17 protein-coding genes are annotated in these 17,106 nt (G+C 35.4%); 14 read left to right on the top strand and 3 right to left on the bottom strand.

Going from position 1 to position 17,106, the window contains the following annotated elements; translation table 11 throughout:
- The first annotated feature begins 65 nt into the window (after positions 1 to 65).
- From oadA to G581_RS0101410, 14 genes are all read left to right on the top strand, one after another.
- Positions 66 to 1,865, top strand: coding sequence for a sodium-extruding oxaloacetate decarboxylase subunit alpha (gene oadA, locus G581_RS0101475; RefSeq protein ID WP_038064744.1), 1,800 nt, complete (start codon positions 66 to 68; stop codon positions 1,863 to 1,865).
- A complete protein-coding gene (locus G581_RS0101470; RefSeq protein ID WP_028844288.1) occupies positions 1,865 to 2,521 on the top strand; it encodes a site-2 protease family protein in 657 nt (218 codons plus the stop codon). The genes oadA and G581_RS0101470 overlap by 1 nt, the downstream gene beginning before the upstream one ends.
- 11 nt (positions 2,522 to 2,532) lie before the next feature.
- Positions 2,533 to 3,519 carry a tryptophan--tRNA ligase gene (gene trpS / locus G581_RS0101465; protein ID WP_028844287.1) on the top strand — a complete coding sequence of 329 codons (987 nt, stop codon included), beginning with the start codon at positions 2,533 to 2,535 and terminating at the stop codon, positions 3,517 to 3,519.
- Entirely contained in the window at positions 3,507 to 4,226 is a 720-nt protein-coding gene (locus tag G581_RS0101460; RefSeq protein ID WP_028844286.1) for a HesA/MoeB/ThiF family protein, read from the top strand. The genes trpS and G581_RS0101460 overlap by 13 nt, the downstream gene beginning before the upstream one ends.
- Before the next feature lie 5 nt (positions 4,227 to 4,231).
- On the top strand, positions 4,232 to 4,687 hold the full coding sequence (locus G581_RS0101455; protein WP_028844285.1) for a hypothetical protein: 456 nt from the start codon (positions 4,232 to 4,234) through the stop codon (positions 4,685 to 4,687).
- Between the two features lie 9 nt (positions 4,688 to 4,696).
- Complete coding sequence (gene bioA, locus G581_RS0101450) at positions 4,697 to 6,061, top strand: adenosylmethionine--8-amino-7-oxononanoate transaminase (protein ID WP_028844284.1); 1,365 nt, start codon at positions 4,697 to 4,699, stop codon at positions 6,059 to 6,061.
- A gap of 43 nt (positions 6,062 to 6,104) precedes the next feature.
- Positions 6,105 to 7,091, top strand: a complete 987-nt coding sequence (locus tag G581_RS0101445; RefSeq protein WP_028844283.1) for an NHL repeat-containing protein — start codon at positions 6,105 to 6,107, stop codon at positions 7,089 to 7,091.
- A gap of 17 nt (positions 7,092 to 7,108) precedes the next feature.
- Positions 7,109 to 7,918, top strand: a complete 810-nt coding sequence (gene kdsA / locus G581_RS0101440) for a 3-deoxy-8-phosphooctulonate synthase (RefSeq protein ID WP_028844282.1) — start codon at positions 7,109 to 7,111, stop codon at positions 7,916 to 7,918.
- A gap of 125 nt (positions 7,919 to 8,043) precedes the next feature.
- Complete coding sequence (locus tag G581_RS0101435) at positions 8,044 to 9,102, top strand: radical SAM/SPASM domain-containing protein (RefSeq protein ID WP_028844281.1); 1,059 nt, start codon at positions 8,044 to 8,046, stop codon at positions 9,100 to 9,102.
- Entirely contained in the window at positions 9,099 to 10,118 is a 1,020-nt protein-coding gene (gene hemE, locus G581_RS0101430; RefSeq protein ID WP_028844280.1) for a uroporphyrinogen decarboxylase, read from the top strand. Before G581_RS0101435 ends, hemE begins: the two co-directional genes overlap by 4 nt.
- A gap of 2 nt (positions 10,119 to 10,120) precedes the next feature.
- Positions 10,121 to 10,771, top strand: coding sequence for a phosphoribosylglycinamide formyltransferase (gene purN / locus G581_RS0101425; protein WP_028844279.1), 651 nt, complete (start codon positions 10,121 to 10,123; stop codon positions 10,769 to 10,771).
- Positions 10,768 to 11,283: a 16S rRNA (guanine(966)-N(2))-methyltransferase RsmD gene (gene rsmD / locus G581_RS10230; protein ID WP_051178664.1), complete on the top strand. Its 516-nt coding sequence runs from the start codon at positions 10,768 to 10,770 to the stop codon at positions 11,281 to 11,283. The genes purN and rsmD overlap by 4 nt, the downstream gene beginning before the upstream one ends.
- A complete protein-coding gene (gene coaD / locus G581_RS0101415) occupies positions 11,280 to 11,762 on the top strand; it encodes a pantetheine-phosphate adenylyltransferase (protein ID WP_028844278.1) in 483 nt (160 codons plus the stop codon). Before rsmD ends, coaD begins: the two co-directional genes overlap by 4 nt.
- 513 nt (positions 11,763 to 12,275) lie before the next feature.
- Positions 12,276 to 14,699: a Lon protease family protein gene (locus tag G581_RS0101410; RefSeq protein WP_028844277.1), complete on the top strand. Its 2,424-nt coding sequence runs from the start codon at positions 12,276 to 12,278 to the stop codon at positions 14,697 to 14,699.
- On the opposite strand, the gene G581_RS0101405 is transcribed toward G581_RS0101410, so the two are convergent.
- From G581_RS0101405 to G581_RS0101395, 3 genes are read right to left on the bottom strand one after another with little or no spacing between them, the layout of a single operon-like run.
- Positions 14,692 to 15,495 carry a metal ABC transporter permease gene (locus tag G581_RS0101405; RefSeq protein WP_028844276.1) on the bottom strand — a complete coding sequence of 268 codons (804 nt, stop codon included), beginning with the start codon at positions 15,493 to 15,495 and terminating at the stop codon, positions 14,692 to 14,694. The genes G581_RS0101410 and G581_RS0101405 overlap by 8 nt on opposite strands.
- Positions 15,488 to 16,201 (bottom strand): metal ABC transporter ATP-binding protein, encoded by a 714-nt coding sequence (locus tag G581_RS10225; protein ID WP_051178662.1) that lies wholly within the window; start codon positions 16,199 to 16,201, stop codon positions 15,488 to 15,490. Before G581_RS10225 ends, G581_RS0101405 begins: the two co-directional genes overlap by 8 nt.
- 2 nt (positions 16,202 to 16,203) lie before the next feature.
- Positions 16,204 to 17,055 carry a metal ABC transporter solute-binding protein, Zn/Mn family gene (locus G581_RS0101395; protein ID WP_038064614.1) on the bottom strand — a complete coding sequence of 284 codons (852 nt, stop codon included), beginning with the start codon at positions 17,053 to 17,055 and terminating at the stop codon, positions 16,204 to 16,206.
- Positions 17,056 to 17,106: the final 51 nt, after the last annotated feature.

Genomic DNA, 17,106 nt, shown 5'->3' with positions numbered 1-17,106 from the left:
CTGAAAGCAGGCTTGATATAAAGGGAGGTATTTAAAAAGTGTTACAAAGATCAGCAGTTAAAATAATGGATACAACTTTCAGGGATGCCCATCAGAGCCTTCATGCCACAAGACTTAAACTTGAAGATATTGCTCCTATTGCTGAAAAAATGGACCAGGTAGGCTTTCATGCCCTTGAGGTATGGGGAGGTGCTACTTTTGATAGTTGTTTGAGATTCCTCAGAGAAGACCCATGGGAAAGATTGAGAACAATCAGAAAACTTGTTAAAAAAACAAAGCTTCAGATGCTTCTCAGAGGCCAGAATCTTGTAGGGTACAGACATTATCCTGACGATGTTGCTGAAAAATTTGTAGAAAAAACTATTGAAAATGGAATTGATATTTTAAGAATTTTTGATGCTCTAAATGACCTAAGAAACATGGAAAAAACTATCGAAGCCACCTTAAAATATGGAGGTACTGTCGAAGCATCCTTATGTTATACAATTGGTCCAATCTATACAATTGACTACTTTGTTGACATTGCTAAAAAACTAAGAGACATGGGAGCTCATATAATATGCATAAAAGACATGGCAGGTCTTCTTACTCCATATACCGCTTATGAACTCGTGAAAAGGCTCAAAGCAGAAATAGATTTGCCAATTCATCTGCACACTCATGATACTGCTGGAATGGCTGTAGCAACAACAATTAAAGCAATTGAAGCAGGTGTAGATATTGTTGATACTGCAATTTCAACAATGGCTGGAGGAACATCTCAGCCACCGCTTGAAACAATATCTCATATTCTTAAAGAAACAGGCAGGGATCCGGGGTTTAATATGCAACTTCTTGATGAGATTGCTGATTATTTTTACGAAGTCAGGAAAAAATACAGACATCTTGAAAGCGAATACACAGGCCCAGATCCTAAAGTAATTGTATACCAGGTTCCCGGTGGAATGTTGAGTAATCTTGTTAATCAACTAAGAGAACAAAATGCTCTGCATAGAATAAAGGAAGTTATGGAAGAGATTCCAAGAGTAAGGGAAGACTTCGGTTATCCCCCTCTTGTCACTCCATCAAGCCAGATTGTTGGCACTCAGGCAACCCTGAATGTTCTCACAGGTGAAAGATACAAAATGGTAACAACAGAAACCAAAAATTATTTCAAAGGCCTTTATGGAAAACCTCCTGCACCTGTTAATGAAGAAATACGCAAAAAGATTCTTGGAGATGAAGAATTCATCACAGTAAGACCCGCAGATTTGCTGGAACCAGAGTTTGAAAAAGCAAAGGCTGAGCTTAAAGACAAAGCCCGTTCAGATGAAGATGTTTTAAGTTATTGCCTATTTCCAAAAATATTCCTTGAGTTTCTTGAAGCAAAGGAAAAAGGAATTAAAGAGGAAGTAGTTGAACCAGTGAAGGAAGAGGTTAAAACTACGACAAGTCTTGCTCCAACTGAATTTATAATTAATCTTTATGGTGAATCATATCATGTAAAAGTTGGAGGCAAAGGACATAAGGTAGATGGTAAAAGACCATATTTTCTTTATGTGAACAATCAACTTGTAGAAGTCATTGTTGAACCTCTTCAAGAGGTTGTTCCAAGCGAGGAAGGCAAGGTTGAACTCAAACCAAAAGAATCAGTAAGGCCAAGACCTTCTCAGCCAGGAGATATAACATCACCAATGCCCGGTACTATTATCAAAATAACAGTCAAAAAAGGTGATACAGTAAAAGCAGGTGATACAGTTGTCATTGTTGAAGCTATGAAAATGGAAAATGAGATTCACTCACCAGTTGATGGCATGGTTGAAGAGATTTATGTAAAAGAAGGTGATATGGTCAACCCTGATGAAGTAATTATAAGGATAAGATAATGGATTTTGGCGTGATTTTACGAGAAATATTAATTTCAGCACCAGCAATACTAATTGCTATTGTGTTCCATGAACTTGCACATGGTTGGGTTGCTTATAAACTCGGGGATAACACAGCAAAGTTTTCAGGAAGACTTACTCTTAATCCCATCTCCCATATTGATCTTTTTGGAACAATCATCATGCCTTTTCTTCTTCTTGTTCTCACAAGTGGACAATGGGTTTTTGGGTATGCCAAGCCTGTGCCTGTTAACCCATATAACTTTAAAAATCCAAAAATTGGTATGGCTATAACAGCCGCGGGAGGACCACTTGCCAATCTATTGCTTGCAATTGCATGTACAATTATTTTGAAATGGGTTCTTTTGCCTTTTATGGGAGCAATTCCTAATTTTATTTTTGAACCTTTAATCTTAATTTTTAAAGCCACTATTATGATAAATATTGTTCTGGCCGCATTCAATTTAATTCCAATACCACCTCTTGATGGCGGTAGAATCATAATAGGAGTTCTACCTGTAAGATATTCAGAGATGATGGAAAGAATCGAACCGTTTGGTTCTTTAATTGTTATACTTATGATTGTTACAGGCTTAACCAGCGTATTTGTATGGCCGCTGGTTAAGCTTTTTTTCAGTATTATTTCATTTTTCTAGGAGGCATTTGAATGGATAGAGTTTTAAGCGGAATACAACCAAGTGGACCGCTTCATCTTGGCAATCTAATAGGTGCACTGTCAAACTGGATAAGACTTCAGGATAAATATGAATGCTACTTTTTTGTGGCAGACTTGCATGCCCTCACAACAGGATATGGAAATCCTTATCAGATAAAAGAATATACAGTTGACCTCCTTATGAATTTCATTGCAGCAGGTCTTAACCCTGAAAAATCAACAATTTTTATACAATCTCAGATTCCTGAGCATTCAGAGCTCCATGTATTTTTGAGTATGATAACACCTCTGGGATGGCTTGAAAGAGTACCAACTTATAAAGAGAAAAAAGAACAGATAAAAGATAAAGATCTTGATACATATGGATTTCTGGGATATCCTGTACTTCAAACTGCTGATATTATAATTTACAGAGCTAAATATGTTCCTGTTGGAGTTGATCAGATTCCGCATCTTGAATTATCAAGAGAGATAGCGAGAAGATTTAACTATCTTTATGAAAACGAGTTTTTTCCTGAACCTGAAGCACTTCTTACAGATTTCCCTAAAGTTCCCGGCACAGATGGACGAAAAATGTCAAAAAGCTATGGTAACGCCATATATTTAAGCGATAATCAAACAATTGTAACAGAAAAAATCTCAACAATGGTAACTGATCCTGCCAGAAAAAGAAGAACAGACAAAGGAGATCCGGCAAAATGTCCTGTATTTGACCTCCATAAAATATTTTCAACTGAGGATGAAAAAAAAGAAATTACCATAGGGTGTACAACTGCCTCAATTGGTTGTATTGATTGTAAAAAGATATTAATAAAACATGTTATTGAAACTTTACGGCCTATCTGGGAAAAACGGCAGGAACTGATAAATAATCCATCACTTCTCATTGATATTGCCCATGAAGGCTCAAAAAAAGCAAAAAAAGTTGCAGGTGAAACGCTTAAGGAAATGAAGGAGGTAATCGGGTGGATTTTTTAAGATATAGCCGTCAAATGCTTATAGATGGCTGGGGAGAGGAAGGACAGAGAAAACTTAACAACTCAACTATTTTCATAGCTGGTGCCGGTGGACTTGGAAGCCCTGTCTCAATCTATCTTGCGGTTGCAGGCGTGGGTAAAATAATTATCTGTGACTTTGACAGTGTTGAAATAACAAATTTAAACAGGCAGATACTACACAGCCATACAAGAATCGGGATAAACAAAGCATTATCAGCCAAAATAACTCTGACTGCAATAAATCCTGATGTAGAAGTTATTGCGATTACAGAGAAAATAACCGATGAAAATGCTTCAAAACTTATAGGAAATGCAGTAATAATAATGGACTGCATGGATAATCTTGAAACAAGATATATTTTAAATAAGGTTGCAATAAAAAACAGAATCCCTCTGGTTTTTGGAGCAATTTATGGAATGCAGGGAATGTTAAGTTTCATTCAACCACCTGAAACTCCATGCCTTAAATGTCTTTTCCCCGAAGCACCACCCAAGGAGACTTTCCCTGTGTTAGGAGTAACTCCTGGAGTGATTGGTGCACTTCAGGCACTGGAAGCAATAAAATACATTGTTGGAATCGGAAAAAATTTAAAAAATAAATTACTTGTGTGGGATGGAATAAGCTGCGATTTCAAGAGTTTCACTGCTCGTAAAGATCCTCATTGCATTATCTGTAAGGATATATAGTATTTATGGAATTCATTAATGAATTTGTTTATTTTGTTATAAAGCCATTTGATGGTGATAAACATCTTTACTGCTCTGGAGTTAATATAAACAGGTTTTCGGCAATTACAAAAGGAAGACACAGGCTCGGACAGAATCCCGCGGTGAAAGGGTTACAGACACTCAATAACGATATAAGAGCACTAATTATATCAAATAATGCTACTCCGGAAACTCTTAAAAATTTATCATGTCAACATGTTAATCCTCTCAAGGATGAACTATGGTACTCAGAGTCCTTTATAATTTATAAGTATATAGAAACTTTAGGTGAACAGATAAAAAAATTTGCTCCGTCAGAGCTTTTAAAAAAGATTTTCAGAGCAATGCTTTTAAATGAAACAGTCCCTGAAAATCTTTCCTCTGGAGAATTTGTAAGATATTTATATGAAGTTTCCAAAAAACTATCAACCAGTTTGTGAGGAGTATAAATGGACAAAAAAACATTGATTGAATGGGATAAAAATTATATCTGGCATCCATTCACACAGATGAAATACTGGCTTGAAGAAGAACCAGTGATAATCACCGAAGGAAGAGACTGTTTCATAAAAGATATTGATGGGAAATGGTATCTTGACGGAGTATCATCACTGTGGGTTAACATTCATGGACATCGCAAATCAGAGATTGACGAAGCAATAAAATCACAGCTTGATAAAATCGCGCACTCAACACTGCTTGGACTGTGCAATGAACCAAGCATTATTCTTGCAAAAAAACTTGCTGACCTGCTTGTTAGACATCTTTCATCGGGTGATCCACTCATAAAAATATTTTACTCTGACAACGGTTCTACAGCTGTGGATATTGCTCTCAAAATTGCCTACCAATACTGGACAAATCTCGGTATAAAAGGAAAGGATACCTTTGTAAGCTTAAAAGAAGGCTATCATGGAGATACAATTGGTGCAGTTAGTGTTGGTGGAGTTGAGCTTTTTCATAAAGTTTATAAACCACTTCTGAATAGATCAATTCAGGCATCTGCTCCATACTGCTATCGTTGTGAGTTTAAGCTGAGCTTTCCATCCTGTAACTTTGCCTGTCTAAATGAAATGGAACAAATTCTCAAAGAAAATAGAGAAAAAATAGCTGCGGTTATTATTGAACCTCTTGTGCAATGTGCTGGTGGAATAATTGTGTGGCCTGAAGGTTACCTAAAAGGATTAAAACAGCTCTGCACTAAATATGAAGTCCTACTGATTGCTGATGAAGTTGCAACAGGTTTTGGCAGAACAGGAAAAATGTTTGCCTGCGAGCATGAGGAAGTAACACCTGATATTATATGTCTGAGCAAGGGAATAACAAACGGTTATATGCCACTTGCCGTGACAGTTGTGAGAAAAAAAATATTTAATGCGTTTTTAGGTGATATTGAAGAGAGAAAAACATTTTATCACGGTCATTCCTATACTGGAAATCCTCTGGCCTGTGCAGCTGCTATAGCAAATCTTGATATATTTGAAAAAGAAAGAACCATTGAAAATCTATCAGCAAAAATTGAACTTTTAAGAGAAAGACTTAATGAAATAGCACAGCTTGAAAATGTTGGAGATGTAAGACAGAAAGGATTGATAGCTGGAATTGAACTTGTAAAAGATAAGAAGACAAAAGAACCTTTTTCGTATAAAGAGAAGGCTGGATTGAAAGTGGTCAGACTGGCAAGAAAATACGGAGTATGGCTCAGACCTCTTGGAGATGTGATTGTTATTATGCCACCTCTTGTAATTTCTGTTGACAATCTTGACAGGTTGCTTAATGTAATAAAAAATTGTATAATTGAAACAATTTCATAATTAATGTATAATTAAAAAAATTTTTTCTAAATCAGGAGCTAAGATGTTTAGGTATCTAATTTTAATAATGATTTTATCAATAACTTTAGCTGGTTGCACAGAACAGGTAAAAGTGGATATGCAAGGTGCTGGAGAAACAATCCCAACCGGATCTACAGGTATTGCCTTTGATGGGAAAGACCTTTTAGTTGCCAAAGAAGGGTTAATTGCATTTATAGATAACATTGATACCGCCACTGCTGGCTCAATTTATGGCTACGAAGGTCATTTCTATTTTGACAGATATCCTATAACAATCACTTCCAAAGAAAACAAACCTTACATAACGGGACTTGCATGGCAAAATACAGCAGGTAATACCGGATTTATCTGGGCTTCAGATGAAGCAAATAGAAGAATTCTTAAAATTAGCCCTCAGGGAGATGTCATTACCAGAATTCCATTAACTAAAATATATCCAGAAGATATAACTTTTGATGGTGAGTATCTCTGGGTTGTTGATTCTAAAAGGAAAAAAATATTTAAACTCTCAACAGAAGATGGTTCAATTGTTTCAGAGTATCTTTCTCCAGTTCCGGTACCCACAGCTCTTGCATGGGATGGAAAAAATTTAATTGTTGGAGGATTAAAAAATTTGAATAATCCTGCGCCATCTCCTGATAATGTGCAAATTATAAAACTCGACCCTGTAAGTGGAAACGTCATGGAAAATGTGGAAACATCACGATATCTTACCAGTCCTGCAGGAATGGTCTGGATTAATGGAAAACTCTGGATATCTGATAGAAACTCAGGTAAAATTGTTATAATCAGTGACAAGGGAGAGCCTTCAACAGACATAAGAAGTTATAAACTTCCAGCAGTTGCTCCTGTATTGAAAAAAGTAGAAGCAAAGGAAGACAAAAACAAGACCGCGCAAGATGTAGATGAGGCTAAAAGAGCTGCTGAGGAAGCCAGAAAGGCTGCTGAAGAGGCAAAGAAGGCAGCAGAAGCTGCTAAAAAGGCTTTTGAACTGCAACAGAAAAAATAGTGTTTTCTGTTGCCAATATGAAGATACAGAAAAATCAGCTTTTTCTTATAGCAGGGCCATGTGTTATAGAAACTAAAAATATAGTTTTTGAGACTGCTTCAGTTTTAAAAGAAATTGCTGAAAATCTCAGAATTCCATTTATTTTTAAAGCTTCTTATGATAAAGCAAATCGTTCATCAATTAAATCATATAGAGGACCGGGCATAGAGAAGGGAGTTGAAATTCTCTCCGAAGTCAAAGAAACATTCAATATTCCAATTATAAGCGATGTTCACTCTGTTATAGAAATAAAAATTGCAAGGGATATACTTGATGTTATTCAAATTCCTGCATTTTTATGCAGGCAGACTGATTTACTTATAGAAGCTGGAAAAACAGGAAAACCTGTAAATGTAAAAAAAGGTCAGTTTATTGCTCCATGGGATGTATCAAACATTATTGAAAAACTTAAATCAACTGGTAATAAACAAATAATGATTACAGAACGCGGAACATGTTTTGGTTATAACAACCTTGTTGTTGATTTTCGTAGTTTTCCAATAATTCGCTCAATGGGAGTTCCAGTTATTTTTGATGCAACGCATTCTGTTCAGCTTCCTGGAGGTGCTGGAACTTGTTCATCAGGGCAGAAAGAGTTCATCCCTTATCTTAGTAGAGCCGCAGTTGCCTGTGGTATTGATGGACTATTTTTTGAAGTCCATCCACAGCCTGATAAAGCACTCTGTGACGGACCAAATATGATTCCTCTTAAGGAGTTTAAAAATCTTATTGAGTCTTTAGTTGAAATTCATAAAACAGTAAACAAATTTATCGATATTCCTCCTTAAATTAAATTTTTTATACATAACATTTTCTTTATTTCAGAGACTATCCTTTCACGACAGTTTGTAACCACCTTTCGAGTAGAGTTCAGTGGCAGAAGTTATATAGCTTAAATAAGTTATAATAAAAAATGCAGTTTGAGCCTAAATGGATAGCATGGGAAATAACTCGAAGGTGTAATCTTCACTGCATTCATTGCAGGTCATCATCAGAAGAAGTTGCTCATAACCATCCTGACCCATCCACAGAGGAATGCAAGGGAATCATTGATAATATAACATCCTATGCCAGACCTGTTATCGTTCTTACAGGTGGAGAACCACTTTTAAGAGACGATTTTTTTGAGATTGCTGAATACGCAGCCAAAAAGGACTTGAGAGTTTGCCTTGCCACAAATGGCACTCTTGTTAATGATGAAATATGTAAAAAATTAAAAGATGTGGATATAAAAATGGTTTCGCTCAGCCTTGATGGACATAATGAAAAAGTTCATGATAATTTTCGTCAGCAAAAAGGTGCTTTTCTGGGAACAATTAATGCAGCAAGGCTTTTTAAAAAATACGATTTACCTTTTTTGATAAATTCATCCTTTACAAGGAGAAATCAGGATACAATCCCACAAGTTTATAAACTTGCAAAAGAACTTGGCGCAACAGCATGGTATATGTTCATGATTGTTCCAACAGGAAGAGCTGAAGAATTACTTGAAGAACTTATAAACGAAGAAGACTATGAAAAGATACTCAACTGGCATTATGAGATGGAAAAAAATGAAAAGGACATGCTTGTAAGACCAACCTGTGCACCTCAGTATTATAGAGTTATATTTGAAAATGCAAAGAAGGAAGGCAAAAAATTTGAAAGAAGATCACTAAAGTTTTCAACAGGAGGCGCAAAAGGATGTGTAGCAGGCCAACTAATCTGCCTTATAAATGTTGATGGAGATGTAATGCCATGCAGCTACTTTCCAGTGTCAGCTGGTAATATAAAAAAACAGTCACTTAAAGAAATATGGGAGAATTCAGAACTTTTTCAATCTTTAAGAGATTTCGCATCATACAAAGGTCGCTGCGGAGTCTGTGAATATGTAAAAGTCTGTGGAGGATGTAGAGCGAGAGCATATTGTCTTAAAAATAATTATCTTGAAGAAGATCCGTATTGTAGATATACACCGAGGAGATTTCAATGAAAGATGTATTCATTCAGGCATGTCGAGGAATAAAACCTCAGTATACTCCTGTATGGTTTATGAGACAGGCAGGACGATACATGCCCCAGTATCAAAAAATAAGGCAAAAATATGATTTTCTTACAATGTGCAAAACTCCAGAGATTGCTGCAGAGGTTACAATGCAGCCAGTTAAAGTTTTAAATGTTGATGCAGCAATTCTTTTTTCCGATATTCTGATTCCTCTTGAAGCAATGGGTCTTAAAATAGAGTTTATCGATGAAAAAGGACCAGTGGTTTCTCCTGCTATCCGAACAATAGATAACTTAAAAAAATTGAAAAATATAGAGCTTAACGCTGTAGATTTTGTCTTTAAAGCAATTAAAATTTTAATAAAAGAACTTGATGTTCCTCTCATAGGATTTTCAGCATCGCCTTTTACTCTTGCAACCTATGTTATTGAGGGAAGCTCTTCGAAAGATTTTTTTCATACCAAAAAATTCATGTTCTCAGATTCCTCAGGTTTTCATCAGCTCTTGAGTAGTCTTACTGAATCTACCATAGTCTATCTGAACGGACAAATAAAAGCAGGAGTTAATGCAGTCCAGATATTTGATACATGGGCTGGAATTCTCTCTCCATATGATTATGAAATATTCTGCAAGCCCTATGTAAAAAGAATTCTTGAAAGTTTAAAACAGACTGTGCCTGTTATATATTTCAGTTCTAACACATCAGGTCTTGCAAAACATATTAATGATTCAGGAGCAGATGTTGTCAGCCTTGACTGGAGAATTGATATGAAAGATGCCTGTCATCTGTTTGAATATAAACCACTTCAAGGCAATCTTGACCCTTTAGCACTTTTAGGTCAGGAAATGGAAATCTTTAAAAGAGTAGAGAAGATTTTAAATGCCGGTAAGTCAGCAAAAGCTCATATCTTTAATCTCGGTCATGGTGTAAACATCAACACCCAGGTTGATACATTGAAGAAAGTGGTAGATTTTGTCCATGCATTTAAATCTGTGGAGGATTGAGAATGCTTAAAATCGGAGTTTTAGCATCAGGAAGAGGTTCAAACTTTCAGGCAATAATTGATGAAATCGAGACTGAAATACTTCCTGCCAGCATAGAGATTTTGATAGTTGACAACCCTGAGGCTTATGCAATCGAGAGAGCTAAAAAACATGGCATAGCCTATCTTTATATTAACCCAAAGAATTTTCCAACAAAAGAAGCTTTTTATGAAAAAATCAGAGATGAACTACTTTTAAGAGAGGTTGAACTTGTTATCCTGGCAGGATTTATGAGAATAGTTAAAAAACCCCTGCTTGATGCTTTTCCAAATAGAATTATGAATATACATCCAGCCCTTCTTCCTTCTTTCCCGGGATTACATGGACAGAAGCAGGCAGTTGACTACGGCGTAAGAATAAGTGGATGTACTGTTCATTTTGTTGATGAAAGTGTTGATTCAGGTCCTGTCATAATTCAGGCAGCTGTGCCTGTTCATCCAGATGATACAGAAGAAACCCTCTCTGAAAGGATTCTTAAACTTGAGCATAGGATATTTCCAGAAGCAATAAGGCTTTACGCAGAGGGAAGACTTAAAGTTGAAGGAAGGAAGGTAAAAATTTTAAACTATAAACTTCCAGACACATATTTTACCAATCCAGAGATAAGGCAATGAAAGCAAATTCCAACATTAAAAAACAAACAGTAAGACCAACCTCGGCAGTGGTTAGAAAGGCTATTTTTGATATTCTGCAAAATATTGAGAGCAAAACCTTCATTGACTTATACGCTGGTAAAGGCTTTGTTGGCATGGAGGCATTAAAAAAGGGAGCAGATGAAGTCATATTTGTAGAACAGGATCCTGTTTTATGCGTTTTTATAAAAAACTCAGCACAAAAAAAGAAACTCTCCGATAAAGCAAAAATTCACAACACAGATGCAGTGAAATTCCTTCAAAACTGTTCAGCACAATTTGATATAATTTTTGCAGATCCGCCTTATGAATCAGGAGAAATTGAACGAATTTTTAAAGTGCTTGAGAAAAAAGACTTACTAACTGAAGATGGAGTTTTAATCTTACAGCATCATAAAAATGAGTCATTAAGGGAAAACCTTAAAGGAGTGAAAATATACAAATGCTATAGATATGGCGATACTCTTTTAACTGTTTACAGGAGGCAAGAGTGAAAAAAATAGGAGTTTATCCAGGAACATTTGATCCGATAACAAATGGACATCTCGATGTTATAAAAAGAGCTCTTAAAATTTTTGATGAATTGATAGTAGCGGTGGCTGTTTCAAGTTATAAAAAATCACCAATCTTTAAAATTGAAGAAAGACTGCATTTTATTCATGAAACAACAAAGTACGTTCAAAATTTGAAAGTCGAATCTTTTGATGGTTTACTGGTGGACTTCATCAAACAAAAGGAAGCTGTAGCCATCATAAGAGGGTTAAGAGCTGTATCAGACTATGAATTCGAACTTCAACTTGCACATGCAAATAGAAGGCTCTTCAGAGACATTGAGACTGTTTTCCTAATGCCAAGTGAGGAATACTCTTTCCTCTCATCAAGCCTTGTTAAAGAGATTGCCTATTTTAAAGGCTCTGTAACAAATCTTGTTCCTCCAATTGTAGAAAAGGCTTTAAAGGAAAAGTTTAAATAGCGGATAATTTTTTACTTTTTTTATCCTTTGTTTTCAACAACTCTTATTTCATCATCCGTTAAGTTGTAAAGTTTATATATTAGCCTGTCTGTGCAACACTCTTAATTTATGCCCATCAGGCAAAGATTCTACCCTATCTCAAAAAATTAAACAGCTTCTTTCAACAGAATATTTTGTTTATTTCATAACTATACGCCGTTTCATGAATTAATACTTATTTATCCTGTTTCAAAAACAGAGCGCAGACTAATTAAGATACTTAAAATTTTTATAAACCAAAAACTTCTTTAATGCGGAAAATATTACATAATATTTAAATTTTGTTGACAAATAGTTTTTGATAACAAAACTTATCAAAAAAAAGTATCTGCAAAAAAATTTTGTAATCCAATGTGTTACATAAAAGGAAGAATAATAAAATACTTGATTTAATTACAGCAACTCCTCAAGATTCAATTTAAATTTTAAATGGTATAATATTAAGATTAACAATCCAAAAGGAGGGGAAAGTAAATGGCAAAAAAGCTTCAGGCAGATGAGGTATATAAAAAGTGTGACGAAAATGTATTTGAATTTGAAACCATTATGGAACTTCCACCCCTTACAGGAACAATCGGACAGGACAGAGCAATAGCATCTCTGGAGTTTGGCTTAAATTTATCTGCAAAGGGATTTAATATATATGCTCTTGGCGCACAGGGCACGGGTAAAATGCGTGCCATAAGGGCTTTGCTTTCTGAAAAAATAAGAACAGAGCCTGTACCACCCGACTGGTGTTATCTTTATAATTTTAAAAATCCTGATGCTCCAATAGCTGTTAGTCTGCCTCCAGGAAAAGCTACTGAGTTTCAGAAGGATATGGAAAATCTTATTAGTACATTAAAAGTTGAAATTCCAAAAGCTTTTGAATCAAAAGAGTATGATAAACAAAAAAATAAGATTCTGGAGGATTTCCAACAAAAACAGAAAGAATGGTTCTCAGCTGTAGAAGAAGAAGCAAAGGAAAAAGGTTTCGCAATTCGAAAAGCTCTTGCAGGTCTCATAATAGTGCCGATAAAAAGAGATGGAGAACCTCTTACAGAAGAAGAATTTCTGGCCCTTGATGCTGAGACACGAAAAAGAATTGATGAAATGGGGAAAATACTTCAGGAAAAACTTGATGATGTTGTCAGAGCGGTAAAAGAAGCAGAAAAGATTGTGAAAGATATGCTTACCAGGCTGGAACGCCAGATTACCCTCGATGTAATAGAAGAACCAATAGAAAAACTTAAACGAAAATACTCTTTTAATGAAAAGCTTGTTGATTATCTTGCTACTTTGAGAGATGATATTCTTAACAATCTCCAAGACTTTAAAATATCAGAAGAAGCTGTTCCACCAGTACCTCCTTTTATGAGAGTTCAGAGAGAGGTTTCTTTTGCTAAATACAGTGTCAATGTTCTTGTTGATAATTCAGGCAGTCAGGGTGCTCCTGTAATATACGAACCCAACCCAACATATCTTAATCTTTTTGGAAGAATTGAATATAAAATTCAATATGGTATGGCAATGACAGATTTTACTATGATTAAAGCTGGCTCACTTCACAGAGCAAATGGTGGATACCTTGTAATAGATGCACTTGCATTAATGAAAAATCTTTTTTCTTATGATTCATTAAAAAGAGCTCTTAAGGGCAAAGAAATACGCATTGAAGATGTATGGGAACAATACAGACTCATAACCACAACTACATTGAGACCCGAGCCAATTCCTTTAAATGTCAAAGTTATTCTTACTGGCACTCATTTCCTTTATTACATTCTTTACAACTATGATGATGAATACAGAGAACTTTTTAAGGTCAAGGCAGACTTTGATACAAGAATGCCAAGAAATGAAGAAAACATAAAAAAATATGCTCAGTTTATTCGTCTCTGTCAGGCAGAAGAAGAGCTTCTTCCTTTTCATAAATCAGCTGTTGCAAGAATTGTTGAATATGGCTCAAGACTTGCTGAGCATCAGGAAAAGCTTTCTACACAGTTCAGCAGTATTGCAGACCTTATAAGGGAGGCAAACTTCTGGGCAAAAAAAGATGAAGGAAAGATTGTCTATGCCCAGCATGTTAAAAAAGCTCTCGAACAGAGGTTTTACAGGTCTGCAAGCATAGAGGAAAAACTGAGGGAGCTGATTCTTGAGGATGTTTTGATTGTTGACACATATTACAAAAAAATCGGACAGATTAATGGATTGGCTGTTATTGATCTTGGAGATTACAGTTTTGGCAAGCCATCTCGTATTACTGCAAGGACATATCTTGGGAAAGCTGGAATTGTCAATATCGAGCGTGAAATTAAGATGTCCGGACGGATTCATGAGAAAGCTGTAATGATTCTTTCAAGCTATCTATGGAGTAAATATGCAATAAAAAAACCAATAAGTCTCAGTGCTTCCCTGACTTTTGAACAGCTATATGAAATGATAGAAGGAGATAGTGCAACCTGTGCTGAACTTTATGCAATTTTAAGCAGTATTGCTGATGTTCCACTAAAGCAGAGCTTCGCAGTAACAGGCTCTATGGATCAGAGAGGAGAGGTTCAACCTGTTGGTGGAATCAATGAAAAAATTGAGGGATTCTTTGAATTATGCAGAATTCGAGGACTTGATGGCTCTCATGGAGTAATCATTCCAAGAAGGAATGTTAAACATCTTATGCTAAAGGAAGACATACGAAAAGCGATTGAAGATAGGGCATTTCATATTTATGCCATTGATTATGTGGATGAAGGGCTGGAAATTCTTACAGATATGAAATCAGGTGAATTACAACCTGATGGAACATATCCAGAAGGAACAATAAACTATTTTGTAATGAAAAAGCTTGAAGAAATGTCAGAAGCACTTCAAAAGAAGGAAAAAGAGGAAGAGATCAAAAAGAAGGAAGAAAACTCTATTTAGAGGATAAAGATTGTATGATAAATGAAACTGTAAATAAAACAATCAGTATTGTTGATATTGCCGCGCCAAGAGGAATTCCGGAGTAAAAGGATAGAAAAATCCCTGCATAGGCTGAAACAAAAGCAAATACAACTGAGACAATCGCTGTGGTTTTAAGAGTTCTGCAAATCTGCATCGCACTCAGAGGAGGAATTATCATGAGAGAGCCAATTAAGAAAGCTCCCATTGTCTTAATTGATATTGAGATGGAAAGCGCCACTGTAACTGCAAAAAATATCTTAATCAATGATGTGTTTATTCCTCCTGCACGGGCAAGCTCTTCGTCAATGCAGAGATTAAGCAATTTTTTATGGTACTTTATTAAAAAAACTCCGCAAAACAATGCTCCTAAAATGATTAAAAATGTATCTTCTTTTGTTACAGTTGAGAGACTTCCAAATAGGATACTCATTATAGAGCCAGTGTTACCTGAAAACGTTATAAAAAGCACTGAAAGTGCCACCCCTGCATAAAGAAAAAATGAAAGCGAACCCTCTGCAGGAAGCTTTTCTTTAGAACGCAGTTGTTCAACAGAAAGGGATACAGCTATGCTCAGTAAAATAAGCACTAAAAGAGAATTAATCTTGAAAAAAAGACTCAGTGCAAATGCAAGAAAACCAACATGTGCAAGAGTATCTGCAAAAAAGGAATATCTGCGTAGGAGTAAAAAAATGCCAAATACAGGAGCTATGGGTGCTATAAGACTTACAACGAAAAAAGCTCTTCTTATTATGTTTAGTTCAAAGATATCAAGCATGATTGTGTGGAAAAACAGTGTGTTCTGGATATAACATACCCATATATTCATCTTTGAGAATTTTCTGCGGATCGCCAAAACAAACAACTTTTCTGTTCAAGCAGAGGATACATCGTGCTTCATGTGCAAAAGTGCCTATATCATGAGTAACTGTAAGAATTGTAATACAAAAATCTCTGTTAAGAATTTCAAGTATTTGAAGTAATTCATCTCTTGAGTTAGGGTCTATACCTGTTGTCGGTTCATCAAGAAGAAGAATTCTTGGTTTTGAGGCAATAGCTCTTGCAAGAAATGCTTTTTGACGTTCTCCACCAGAAAGTTCTCTCATTGTTTTTTTTCTTAATTGAGAAATCCTGAAAACATTCAGTGCCCATTCAAAATTATCTTTGCTTATTTTGTCATATCCGCTTCTAACAAGCTCCTCAACTGTGATTGGAAATTCATAGATTGTTTGAGATATTCTCTGTGGAAGATATCCCACTGATTCTTTTTTTAAATAATCTGCAGGGTTTTGACCGTAGAGTAAGACCTGTCCTCTGTTAGGTTTTATTATACCTAAAATTAACCTGAGCAGTGTTGTTTTCCCTGCTCCATTTGGTCCAATAATTCCAAGATAGCATCCTTCATTTATTTCAAGATTGATGTCTTCAAGTATGAAACTGTGATTGATGAAATAATCAACATTTGATAGTGTAATAGCATTCATGATTATTTACAATTTAAAGCAGTTTTTAATACTCTCAGATTTTCCCGCATTGCATGGAAATAATCCTGAGAGGTTTTAATGTGAAATGTATTGAAGTTTAAAATCAACGCGTTTGTTTCTTCTGCTAAAGCTCTGGCAGTTTTTTGTCCTTCCACCTCTGAAATAACATATTTAATTGAGTTTTGTTTCATTAAGTCTTTAAGTTGTTTAATTTTTTTTATAGAGAGTTCTTCTTCAGGTTCATGAACAATAAAACGAGTATTTAATCCATATCTTACACTAAAATAGTTTAAGAATTCATGTGTAACAATTACATCTCTCAGCGAACAATTAGACAGAGCTTGTTTAAAATCATTATCAAGTTCTCTGAGCTTTGCCTCATATTTTAAAAAATTCTGTTCATATATATCTTTTTTATCCGGGAAAGAGTGTACTGCCACATTTTTTATTGTTTTTATTATCTCTAATGTCAACAAAGGGTCTAACCATACGTGTGGATCTATCTCATTGGCTGATAAATAGTTTTTCATTGGAATATAATCCTGAAGCCTGATAACTATAACACCCTTTTTCATCAGTTCATTTTTTATTCTGTCAAGCCATCTATCAACATCAGTATCTCCAAGATAGATAACCATATTTGAGTTATAAAGCTCCTGAATGTCTTTCAGAGAAGGTTCGAAATTGTGAGGATCACTCTGGGCAGGAATTAAACTGTGAATTTCTGCATTAGAGATTATCCATTTGGCAAAATGCTCAAGGGGATAAAGACTTGTCCAGAGTTTAATAATATTACAACTTTGTTGTTCTTTTTTAATTTGGCTGTTATCAGATTCGTTAGAACAGCCATTCATTATAAAAGTCAAACAGATGAGAAAAAGGAAGATAGTTTTATTTTTTTGCAT

The organism is Thermodesulfovibrio thiophilus DSM 17215 (assembly GCF_000423865.1).
Lineage (GTDB): Bacteria > Nitrospirota > Thermodesulfovibrionia > Thermodesulfovibrionales > Thermodesulfovibrionaceae > Thermodesulfovibrio > Thermodesulfovibrio thiophilus.
Note: the sequence above shows the minus strand (reverse complement) of the source record. Positions and strands in the feature narration are given on the sequence as shown.